This window comes from Phytoactinopolyspora alkaliphila (assembly GCF_010550695.1).
Lineage (GTDB): Bacteria > Actinomycetota > Actinomycetes > Jiangellales > Jiangellaceae > Phytoactinopolyspora > Phytoactinopolyspora alkaliphila.
In genome coordinates this window covers 132,301-143,336 of the sequence record NZ_JAAGOB010000015.1, presented here as the reverse complement: position 1 = coordinate 143,336, position 11,036 = coordinate 132,301, and the positions used below count along the sequence as shown (strand labels likewise).

The following is an 11,036-nucleotide window of genomic DNA, read 5'->3' as shown; positions in this document are numbered from 1 at the left end:
CGCACGCCGTTCTCCTCACACCTTGTTTTTGATCTTCGACAATCAAAAACCTAGGCGGAAAGAACGGCGTGCGCTGCTATGACACGCTCAACCCACCCACGGACATGTCACAAGAGCCTCATTTAGGAAGAGGAAGTGGAAGGTTCCGGGGGCGACGAGATGCCGCCAGGACGTCGGAGACCGTAGCGTTTGCCCAGGAAGGGCTCCACGAAACAGGAGGCAGCACATGGTCGACAGGTCGCGGTTCATGGGGATCGACCCGGAGCAGACGCGGGAAGCCAGCCAGCAGATGGACGCCAGCGCGGAGAACCTCGGCGGCATGGTGAAGATGCTGGGAGCGATGCTGGAAAGCGTGTATTGGCAGGGCGACGACGCCACGCGCTTCATGTCCGACTGGAACGGCTCTCTGCGGCCGGAACTCGACCGGGCCACCGAGTCGATCCGCGAGAACGCCACCGAGTTGAGCAGGCGTGCGCAGATGCAGGAGGAAGCCAGCAGGTAGGCCGGGTGGCCCTCATCGTGATCCGAGTTTGAGGCGGCCAGCCACGGGTATCGGCGTCGGGGATGTACCAGCTCGGTGAGAGGAGACATCCCCATGAGCGCTCCTGATAGCCCCATCAACGTCTCCGGCCATGACGTCGCCGGACAGCTGCAGCCGCTCCTGGTCGATCTCATCGCATTGGCGCTGAACGGCAAGCAGGCCCATTGGCATGTCTACGGCAAGCAGTTCACTCCGCTGCACGAGCGGCTCGACGCCGTGGTGTCCGAGGCGCGCACGTACGCCGACGAGATCGCCGAGCGGCTGGTGGCACTAGGTGTGGCCGTCGACGGCAGGCCCGCAGCCGTGGCGGAGGCCAGCAGGGATTTCCCGGACGGCTTCATTCCGGACGACAAGGTGATCGCCTTGATCGTCGAGCATCTCGACGCGCTGATCGAGAAAGCCCGCGAGACTCTCGGTCCGCTGGAGTCCATCGACCAGGTCAGCCAGGACATCGTTCTGGAGATGCTGCGCGTGCTGGAGAAGCGCCGCTGGATGTTCGCCGCCTACAGGAACGCGTGACGAACTCGATCAACACGGAGGAACACATGGCAAGGGTCGCATTCATCGTGGAGGACATGTTCGAGGACTCCGAGTTCCAGGTCCCGTACGACCGCGTCCAGGAGGCCGGGCACGAGGCGGTGATCGTCAGCTCGTCGTCCGGTAAGGAGCTCACCGGCAAGAAGGGCGCGAAGATCACCTCGGAGAAGAGCACCGCGGACGTCGCCGCGGACGACTTCGACGCCCTGGTGCTACCCGGTGGCTACTCGCCGGACAAGGTGCGCATGGACGAGAACGCCGTGGCCCTGACACACGCCTTCCACGACGACGGCAAGCCGGTGGCGGCGATCTGCCATGCCCCCTGGGTGCTCGCCGAGGCGGACCTGCTCCGGGGCACCACTGTGACCTCCTGGCCGTCGCTGCGGACGGACCTGGAGAACGCCGGGGCGACTTGGGTGGACGAGGAGCTTGTTCGGGACGGAAACATCATCACGTCGAGGAAACCGGACGATCTGCCGGCCTTCTGCGCGGCGATTCTGGCCGATCTTCCCTGACCAGGATGGCCGGCGAGGTTATCCTGGAAGCTCCCGGGGCACCGGCGGGCCTGGCCCTGACGGCGTTCTCGCAAGGTGGTGACGGACGTCGCGCCCCAGCAGGGAGGTGCGGGTCCAGGTAAGAGTCAACAGCAGACGTGGAGGAGATGTTGGCCGAGCGCGTCACCGCGGTGACGGGGCCGCGGATGCGCATCGGAACGGACGGCCGGCGGCCCGGGTACCGCCGCGGGCCAGTGCAAGCTGTCAGGGATAGTCTGCGCTCGCTGTCCCGGGCCGGTATGGCCGGTGGAATCGCCACGTACTGCTTGTCGCTGCTGCCGTCCCTGATCCCGAGAGGCTGGCTCGCTCAAGCCGTGTTCTCCGGGATCACGATGGCGCTCGGCTACGCGATCGGCCTGCTGATCCGGTGGTTCGTGCGCCGTTCCGGGTTCCATCCCCGCTGGTCGGTGCCGCTTGAGCGGGCCGCCCAGCCGGTGCTTCTGGCCGCTGCCGCGGGTTCCCTGGCGTTCAGCGGACTCGCGGCCCACTGGCAGGACCGGATCCGAGGCCTCCTCGGTATGCCGGGTGTGGAGGCTCTGTATGCGGCGGTTCCCGTCGTGGCGGCTGTCGTGGCGCTGGCCATCGTCGCTGTGGCGCACGGCGTGCGCGTTCTCGGTGCGGCTGCGATGGTCCGGATCAGGCGAACGATCCCGCGGGTACTGGTCCGGCTGGGAACCACGGTGGCGCTCATCGCGTTCGCCATCCTCGTATTCAACGGCACCTTCATGACGTGGGTGGCATACGGCCTGGATCGGGCGGCGGCAGCGGTGGAGGCGGGCCGCGCGCCGGAGATCGAGCAGCCGGCGTCCCCGATGCGGTCGGGTTCGGCGGAGTCGCTGGTCTCGTGGGATTCGCTGAGTGCGACGGGGCAGGCGTTCGTCGCCGGAGGCCTGCCGCGGGACGCGCTGGCGGAGTTCGCCGGCCTGGAAGATCACGACGACGGCCCGGTGGACCCGATCCGCGTCTACGTCCCTTCCGACCCGGCGGGAGATCTCGAGCGCGCGGCCGCACTGGTTGTCGATGAACTGGACCGCACCCAGGCGTGGAGCCGCGACGTGCTCGTGGTCGCGACTCCCGCTGGCAACGGACTGGTCCAGCCCGCCGCAATCGCGACGATCGAGATGATGTACGCCGGCAACACGGCGACCGCCGCACTGCAGTACTCGCACGCGTCGAGCTGGCTGAGCTTTCTGTCGGACCGCAACACCGCACCGGAAGCGGGTAAGGCGCTCTTCGAGGCCGTCTACGCCGCGTGGCAGGAGCGACCGCAGGCGCTGCGCCCGAAGCTTCTGGTCTACGGCGAATCCCTGGGCAGCTACGGCGGACACGGCGCCTTCAGCGGACTGCAGGACATGGTGGCGCGTACCGACGGTGCGCTCTGGGTGGCGACGCCGAACTTCACCGAGACCTGGCGCGACCTCACCGATCATCGCGATCTTGGGTCGCGTGAGATCAGCCCGGTCTACGACGACGGGATTCAGGTCCGGTGGGGCACGGGCGACGGGCACGCGCGGGATCTGTGGGATCCCGGACCGGCCTGGGAGGAGCCTCGTATCGTGTACGTGCAGCACGGCTCCGACGGCGTGGTGTGGTGGTCATCGGACCTGCTGTGGCATGAACCGGACTGGTTGCGCGAGCCTTCCGGCGACGACGTCCTGCCCGGCCTGCGGTGGCTACCTGTCGTCACGTACTGGCTCACCACGATGGACATGGTGGTGGCCGAGGAGGTCCCGGCCGGGCACGGCCACGTCTACCTGGGCGAGTACGTCGATGCATGGGCGGCCATAGCGCCGCCCACGGGGTGGACCGACGACGACGCGGACACGCTGCGTGACCTTCTCATCGACGAGTATGCCGAGTTCTGAGGCCGATCGGTGCGGGCCGCGGCTGGGCGATGAGCCGGCGCACTGCTTCGGCCTCAGGCGCCTTCATCTCGCCGTACCGCGCCAGCGCGAGCTCCCAGTGGTGGACCGCTCGACGGCGATCGCCGTACGCGCTGGCGCAGTGCCCGAGGCCTACGTGGGAACGGGCGATCTCCTCCACGTCGCCGAACCGCTCGCCGAGTTCTCGTGCTTGCGTGTGGAGGGCCTTCGCGTCGTCGACGAGACCTTGCCGGCGGAGGACCGACCCGAGCCCGTTCAGGGCGTTGCCCTCGTTGTATGGTGCGTCGAATTCCCGGGCGTGGGCGATCGCCCGCTCGAAATACGTGATCGATTCGTCCAGCCGCCCGGCGCCGGCCAGTGCCCGGCCCAGGCCGGTGAGGCTCTCGCCCACGGTACTCGCGTCGTCGAGATCGACGGCGGTCTCCAGCGCACGCTGATGGTGGCTATGAGCCTCGTCGTAGCGGCCCAGCCGCTGGTAGATGAGCCCTCGGATGTTGTGAGACGCCGGCAGGATGCCCCGGAAGGGATGCTGTCCGGCGATCGCCACCACCGCGTCGACGTCGTGGAGCGCCTCGTCGCACCGGCCCATCGCCTCGAACATGACCGCGCGGTTGTAGTAGGCGGCCTGGAGGTTGAGGGTGTCACCGAGGCGCGCGGACGCCTCGACGACTTCCGCGAAGAGCTTCTCGGCTTCCTCGAGGCGCCAGAGGTGGCGGTAGGCGTTCGCCTGGTTGTTCTTCGACCGTGCGACCCGGACGTCGTCGTTCGCTGCGCGTGCCTCATCCTCGGCGAGAACGAAGTGCCGCACGGCGTCGTCGAGTCGCCCCAGCTCGTTGTAGATCCCGCCGATGATGTTGTGGGTCCGCCCGGGCAGCGGGTCCGGCCCCGCGGCCGTGGCCAGTTCGAGCTGCCGGATGGCGTCGCTGTGACGTCCTTGCGTCTGGTGGACGAGCGACAGATCACGGTGGGCGCGGGCGCGATGCTGGGGATCCTCGACCGTCGTAGCCAGCCGATGAAGGATCTCCCCCTGCGCGAGATGCCCGTCCTCGGCGAGGTAGAGGGCCAAGACCGCGGAGAGTTCGGCCACGGGCGCCGAGAGTCCGTACTCCATGGCCACGGTGGCAGCCACCACGGCCGGCTGATGCCCGGCGTCGAGCCAGGCGCGCGGGTCGGACACGGCCTCCGTAGGCACCCTGTGCGCGTGATCGGCCGGGAGCCGAGGAGCATGGTCCTCCGCGGGCGTCACCTGCTGGAATGCGTAGGCGCAGCCGCGGACGTAGTACTCGATGAGACGCCGTACGGCGGCGCGCTGTTCGGTGAAGGACTCCTCGTGGCGGGTGACCCAGGTGGCGTATTCGCGAACGAGATCGTGCAACCTCACGCCGCCGCGTTCGTCGTGGCGGACGAGGTGCTCGGCATCGAGCGTCGCCAGAAGCTTGGCGGCTTCTTCTGGGTCACGATCCAGAAGAGATGTGGCGGCTTCCGCGGAGATGGAAGGCCCGGGATACAGAGACAGCAGCCGCAACGCACGCTGCTCGTCCGGGTTGAGTGCGCGGTAGGAGACGGCCAGCGCCGGACGGATCGACTCTCCTCTCGGGGTGGACTCAAGGCGTCGGACCTGGTCCTCCAGCGACCAGGCGGGATGCTGCCCGAGGTGCGCGGCGACGATGGTGAGGTCGAGCGGGTGACCCGCACACAGCTCCGCGAGCCGGGCGGCCGATGTGGGATCGTCCGTGACCCGCGCGGCCACCGCCGCCTGCGTGAGCAACTCGAGTGCATCGTCGAGGGCGAGCGGTTGCAGTTCCGTCTGGGGCACGTGCGCGAGGTCGGCGAGCCGGCGGCGGCTCGTCACAATGACGTGCCCTCGATGCCGCCGCGGCAGGAGTGGACGCACCTGGTTCTCGTCCGTGGCGTTGTCGAGGATGAGGAGGAAGGACCTGTCACGCGCCCAGGCCGACCATTCGCTGAGCTGCTGATCCACACTGAGCCGATTCACCTTGCCGGCGGGCTGCCCGACCGCCGTGAGGAGGCCACGGAGCACGGCGTACGGATCGGCCGGCTGGCGGGAGGCGTCGTAGCCTCGAAGATCGACGAAGTACGAGCCGCCCGTATAGGAGTGCTGCCGGGTGAGCCGCGCCGTGAGCTGGAGAGTGAGTTCGGTCTTGCCGATTCCGGCCATGCCCACGACCGCGAGCGTCGAGCCGAGCGGCCGTGCGGATAGACCGTCGAGCTCAGCTTGCCGCCCGGCGAAGACGGTGCTCGGTGGCGGTATGGACTGGTGGATCTCGACGACGGACGCCGTCGACGCGGAGCCCATCGCCGTGGCATGCGCTTGCCGCCACGCGACCGCCTCGGTGGGCGGTACACCGAGGGCCTGCACGATCTCGGTCAACAGCTCCACGTCGATCCGGGCGCGGCCCAGCCGGAAGCAGTCGTACACGGTGGCGCGGCTGACCTGCCGCCTGCCGGGGTGCATCCCCCGCTGCTCACGGTGTTGCTTGATCCGCTGGGCGATCAGCGCATACGAGGGAGCTCCGGCCCACTCTCGCAGCTCACGGAGCATGTTCACGAGATCGTCGAGGGACTCCGCACCGACCGGGCTGGGCGGCCTCGGTGTGTCCGGATGGCCGAGTGCTCGCATCCCCACCCTTGACTCCCTGACCAGCTGTACGCGTACGGCGAGCCTACCCTGACCGGCCACCCGGGTGGCCGGATGGTCCGGAGTCGTCCGGCCGAGCGCCGAGTGTTTCAGCCGTCCGGCTTGTGGACGGCCAGCTGAGCGAGCCGGTCCCGGACCTGCGCGGCCTCGGGTGACCCGAGCTGCTCGAAGATCGCCAGCGCCTCGCTCCAGTACTGGCGGGCATCGTCGGCCGCGCCCTGGGCGGCGCACACCGCGCCGATGCCGTCCAACGCTCGCGCCTCCTCGAACGTGTCGCCGATCTTCGTGCTGAGGGCATGGGCATCGTCATAGTGGCTGCGCGCCTGCCCGTGGTCGCCCATCCTGTGGTGGTCGGTCCCGAGGTTGTTGAGTACGCCCGCTTCGAGATGGCGGTCACCGGTCTGGTGGCTGAGGGCCAGCGCCTCGCGGTGATGGCGGAGCGCATTCTCGTAATCGCCGTCGGCGGACAAGATGTTGCCGATGTTGTCATTGCCGTAGGCGATGGTGGGCATGTTGCTCAGTTCCTTGCCCAGCTGAAGGCCGCGCCGGGCGGACTGCAGCGCCTCGTCGCGCCTGCCGAGAAGGAGCTGGACCTCGGAGACATTCGTCAGCCCGGTTGCCTGCATATACCGGTCGCCGATCCGGGTGGCCTCCGCGAGCGCCATCCGATGGTACTTCTCCGCCTCGTCGAGGCGCCCGGCACGCCGCAGGACGATGGCGGTGTTGTCGAGCGCGGTGGCGGTGCCGTGGCCGTTTCCCGCAGCGCGTGAGAGTTCGGCCGAACGCTGGAAGAGCTCGATGCCCTCGGCCAGCCGGCCCCGGTGCACCTCGATGATGGCCATGGCGTTGACCGCCGACGACGCACCGTACATGTCGCCCATGGCTTCGAAGGCGCGCTGGGCCCGGTCCAGGTGGATGATCGCCGGATCCCATTCGGTGAGCCGGACGAGGATCTGCCCGAGATCGAGGTTGGCTCTCGCCTCGCTGACCCGCTCACCGCGTGAGACCGCCACCTCGAGGGCGAGCTGGTGTAGCAGCCTGGCATCGCGGTAGCGCCCGTACCGGTTCAGCCACCACGACACGCCTTCGGCGAGGTGGGTGATCAGGTCAGGCCGGTTCAGCTCGGGAGCGTGATGGGCCAGGGTGAGGACGTTGTCGATGTTGGCTTCCAGCCACGGCAGCGTCACGCTCTCGTCGAGCGTGGACACGACGACATGTTGCGGTGGCTGCCGGTTCCGCCGGCCCGTCGGCGCGTGCGCGGTGCTGTAGGCGCTCCACACCATGCCCAGGTAGTGCTGGTACAGCCGCTCCAGGGCGACCTCCCGCTCGGCCGGGCGGTCGTCGTCGTACGAACGGTCCAGGGCGTACGTCCGGACCAGGGAATGCAAGCTGTACCGGTGCGGCCGCGCCTGGGTGACCAGATGGTGGGCGACGAGTACCCGGAGGTCGGCCCCCGCCTCGTGTGGATCACGGCCGGTGAGCGCTGTGATCGCGGGTTCGTCGAGATCCGCGCACGGGTGTACGGCCAGCAGGCGCAATGTGCGCTGCGCCCGCGAGGACAGGGTGGCGTAGGAAAGGTCGAGGGTCGCGCCGACGGCGTCGTCGAGACGGAGACTGCGGCGCCGCTGTAGGAGGGGCTGGACGTGGTCGCTCAGGCTCCAGCCGGGCCGGGCCGCGACCCGGGTGGCCGTGAGCCCCACAGCGAGCGGAAGGCAGCCCGACGCCTCGCTCAGCTCCGTCGCCGAGGCGATGTCCTGGTCGACGACGTCTGTTCCGGCCACACCGCGCAACAACGCTATCGACTCGTCGACGGTGAACGTCGACAGTGGGATCTGGACGGCTCCGGCCGCCTCAGCCACCTGGGTACGGCTCGTGATCAGCACGACGCTGCCGGAGTCGCCGGGCAGGAGGGGAACGACCTGCGCCGCACCGGCGGCGTCGTCGAGAATGACGACGCGGCGGGTCGAGCGCAACTGAGCCCGGAACTCCGCTAGCCGCTGGTCGACGCCGGACGGAATCTCGCGGCTGGACACCCCGAGCAGACGCAGGAACACCGCGAGAACGGCGGCGGGGTCGGCCGGCGGGTTCTCCGGGTGGAATCCTCGCAGGTCGGCGTAGAGCACGTCGGCGACTCGCCGACGTTCGACGAGCCGGCGTGCGGCCTCGATGGCCAGCTGGCTCTTGCCGCTGCCGGGCATGCCCTCGATGGAGAACACGGCCGATGCCGGGCTGTGATCACTGGTCTCCAGGATGGTGGCAAGAGCATCGGCCCGCCCGACGAACGTGCTGACCCCCGAGGGCAGCGCCGCATAGGCCGTGACGACGGTCGCGGCGTCGGCTTGACTCTGAGCGACGCGGCACGCCTGCGCCCAGCCTGCCGCGGCCGCGTCGTCAGCGCCGAGCGCCCTGGCGATCTCGACGACGAGGTCGGTGTCGAGGCGGCGCCGGTCAGTGCGGAAGCAGTCATACACCGTGGCCCGTGCCGGCTTCTGCTCGCTCGCGGGGACGCCACGGCGGGCGCGAAGCCTGCCGATCCGGTTCGCGATCTCCGCGTACGATGGATGCCCGGCCTCGGCGCGCAACGACCGCAGCCTTTCGGCGATGTCCTCGAGCGTCCACGTCCGCGAGGACGGTGCGTCTCCTCCACCCGCGCCGGCGGCAGAATCGGCCGTCTCGCGCAATGTCCCACCTCACCCCTTGCTGTGGCTAGCACCCTAGCGAGTCCGCACCGTACGTGCGGAACCGCGTTGCCCGGAACTGTCCGGGATCGTCTGGAAACGGCGACACACCAACATCGCCCGGACCACAGTGGGCAGGTTCGGCCAGTCGCGCCTTGGACGGCTCGCCGCCAGGGCCAGGAAGAGGGAATCATGCGCATCACGAAGACGATCACGCGTCATCCTGCCGTGAGTCAGTGCGACACACCAGTGCCTTCGGAGCGGAAGTTTCCGCTGCTCAACAAGGCGGAAACTTCCACCCCGGCAGCGCTGGCGCGGGTGTCGCCCGGAGCCTAGCTTCGTGTCCAGCGAAGCACCGCCCACCGTGACGGGCGCTGCGGATCGCCTCGCTGATAACCATGGAAGCGCCGAGGAGGCAAGGATGTTCAAGGGTGCCGATGTCGATGGCCTCGACCGGATAGCTCAGAAGATCGACCAGGCCGTCGACTTCGCCCGGACCGTCCTGACGATTCTCAAGATGACGGTGCGTGCGCTCAACGCCATGTCCTGGACGGGCTGGGCGAAGGCGTTCGCCATCTACCTGGAGACCGTCGTCATTCCGTGGGTCCAGGCCACCATGCGGGCGTTGCAGTCCTTCTCGGCGGTGATCAAGTTCGCCTCCGCGATGCAGAAGGAGGTCAGCGGCGATGCGCCGCGAGTCGCGGTCCCGCCGACCTATCAGACGCCGCCGTTGCCGCCATGCGGAGCCGAGAACCCTCCGATGCTGAAGCAGCCGGACGTCGTGATCAACATCAACGTCAACGGGGGCGGCACCGGTGTCCAGGTGAGCACGCCGCAACTGCCGGGCACCATCGGTGTCCAGCCGGATAGGGGCGGCTCGACCGGCACCGGCGGCTTTCGCACGATGCCGGACGTGGCCCACCTGAGTCCGGGGAGCAACACCGCGACCGGGACGGGCAACGGCGCCGCCTCCGCGAGCGGTCCACACGTGAGCCGGCCTCAGCCGGGCGGAGCCGTCGGTGGTGGCGTGACCGGCGCCGGCGTCACCGGGCCCGGCGTCGGCTCCGGTTCGGTCGGCGCTGGCGCCTCCGGAGCGGGTGGCGCGATCGCGACGCCCCCGTTCGTCCCGGGTAACGGCAGCCTCGGTGGCGGGTCCACCGGAGCGGGCGACGGTGCGGCAGGCGGCGGCGCGGCGGGCGGCGGCGCGGCGGGCGGTGGCGCGGGCTTCGGCGCCGGAACGGGTGGCGCCGGAACGGCGCCAGGCGTCACCGGCTCGCTGGGCGGGTCCTTCTCCGCGGGCGGTCATTCCGGGAACGTCGAGGTCAGCCGTAACGCCGACGGCACATGGTCCTACGAGGTGGGCGCGTCGGGCACGGTGGGCACACCGAAGGTGAGCTCCACGCCGATCGGTTCCGGGGGCGGCAGTCTGGACGGCGCGGACGGTCCTGCGGATTCCGGTGGAGTCCTCCCGTCGGTGGACGACGGCAGTGGCGGCAACGGAGCGATGCTCGCCGCTCCGCTCGGCCTGGCCGGACTCGCGGGCCTCGGCGCGGCCGCGCTCGGCAACGCTCGGGGTCAGGCGCAGCCGGACGGCGAGGAGACGGAGGAGGAGCGGTCCCCCTCATCTTTCCCGGGCACGGGCGGGTACCCAGGGTTGGGCGGCACGGGTGGCCTGGACATCGCTCCCGCGGCTGGGGCCGGCTCGGACTGGGCGCTCGGCGACCCCGGCGACGACGCCGCCCGGACGGACATCGCCGAAGGCGGAGCTCTGGGTGCTGCGCTCGATCCGGAGGCGACGCCGGGCACGGGTGTCGGGCATGCGCTGACTTCCGGGTCGGACACGGGCCGCTACACCGCATGGGTCGGGACCGACGGCGCGTACGGCTTCGTGGGCGAGAACGTCACCTACGACACCCCGTACGGCCAGGTGACCATCGAGCGGATCGAGCTCAGTGGCTCGGCCGCGGGCGATCCCGCCTCGGCGGCCGTCGTGCTCGGCTGGTGGGAGCAGGTGCTCGGTGGCGAGCAGTTCGCCGGGCATTCCAGCGTCTCCTTGCCGCCCGGTCCGTTCCTCACCTGCTCGCCCGGCGAGCTGCAGACCAGGGGCGCGGCTGCCGTCGGCACCGCGTCGGCGGTATGGCCAGTGGCTGCGTGACTGGATGACGGCGAACCCGCGCGGCCACG

General features: G+C 69.5%; 7 protein-coding genes. 5 read left to right on the top strand and 2 right to left on the bottom strand.

Features of this window, described 5'->3' with window-relative positions; all coding sequences use genetic code 11:
- Window positions 1-226: 226 nt before the first annotated feature.
- The 4 genes from G1H11_RS22380 (at window position 227) to G1H11_RS22365 (ending at window position 3,497) form a co-directional block, all read left to right on the top strand.
- Complete coding sequence (locus G1H11_RS22380; protein WP_163820827.1) at window positions 227-502, top strand: WXG100 family type VII secretion target; 276 nt, start codon at window positions 227-229, stop codon at window positions 500-502.
- A gap of 93 nt (window positions 503-595) precedes the next feature.
- On the top strand, window positions 596-1,060 hold the full coding sequence (locus G1H11_RS22375; RefSeq protein ID WP_163820826.1) for a Dps family protein: 465 nt from the start codon (window positions 596-598) through the stop codon (window positions 1,058-1,060).
- A gap of 26 nt (window positions 1,061-1,086) precedes the next feature.
- Window positions 1,087-1,593, top strand: coding sequence for a type 1 glutamine amidotransferase domain-containing protein (locus G1H11_RS22370; RefSeq protein WP_163820825.1), 507 nt, complete (start codon window positions 1,087-1,089; stop codon window positions 1,591-1,593).
- 146 nt (window positions 1,594-1,739) lie between these two features.
- Window positions 1,740-3,497, top strand: a complete 1,758-nt coding sequence (locus tag G1H11_RS22365) for an alpha/beta hydrolase (RefSeq protein WP_246211726.1) — start codon at window positions 1,740-1,742, stop codon at window positions 3,495-3,497.
- Here G1H11_RS22365 and G1H11_RS22360 read toward each other — a convergent pair.
- Window positions 3,472-6,156, bottom strand: a complete 2,685-nt coding sequence (locus tag G1H11_RS22360) for a tetratricopeptide repeat protein (RefSeq protein WP_246211725.1) — start codon at window positions 6,154-6,156, stop codon at window positions 3,472-3,474. The genes G1H11_RS22365 and G1H11_RS22360 overlap by 26 nt on opposite strands.
- Window positions 6,157-6,263: 107 nt before the next feature.
- Entirely contained in the window at window positions 6,264-8,855 is a 2,592-nt protein-coding gene (locus G1H11_RS22355; protein ID WP_163820822.1) for a tetratricopeptide repeat protein, read from the bottom strand.
- A 418-nt stretch (window positions 8,856-9,273) separates the two neighbouring features.
- Between G1H11_RS22355 and G1H11_RS22350 the strand changes: the two genes are divergently transcribed.
- Window positions 9,274-11,007, top strand: coding sequence for a hypothetical protein (locus G1H11_RS22350; RefSeq protein ID WP_163820821.1), 1,734 nt, complete (start codon window positions 9,274-9,276; stop codon window positions 11,005-11,007).
- Window positions 11,008-11,036 lie beyond the last annotated feature (29 nt).

Excerpts from the sequence above, each read along its gene's own strand:
- G1H11_RS22380 (WP_163820827.1), top strand. The coding sequence starts at position 227 with ATGGTCGACAGGTCGCGGTTCATGGGGATCGACCCGGAGCAGACGCGG.
- G1H11_RS22375 (WP_163820826.1), top strand. The coding sequence starts at position 596 with ATGAGCGCTCCTGATAGCCCCATCAACGTCTCCGGCCATGACGTCGCC.
- G1H11_RS22370 (WP_163820825.1), top strand. The coding sequence starts at position 1,087 with ATGGCAAGGGTCGCATTCATCGTGGAGGACATGTTCGAGGACTCCGAG.
- G1H11_RS22365 (WP_246211726.1), top strand. The coding sequence starts at position 1,740 with ATGTTGGCCGAGCGCGTCACCGCGGTGACGGGGCCGCGGATGCGCATC.
- G1H11_RS22360 (WP_246211725.1), bottom strand. The coding sequence starts at position 6,156 with ATGCGAGCACTCGGCCATCCGGACACACCGAGGCCGCCCAGCCCGGTC.
- G1H11_RS22350 (WP_163820821.1), top strand. The coding sequence starts at position 9,274 with ATGTTCAAGGGTGCCGATGTCGATGGCCTCGACCGGATAGCTCAGAAG.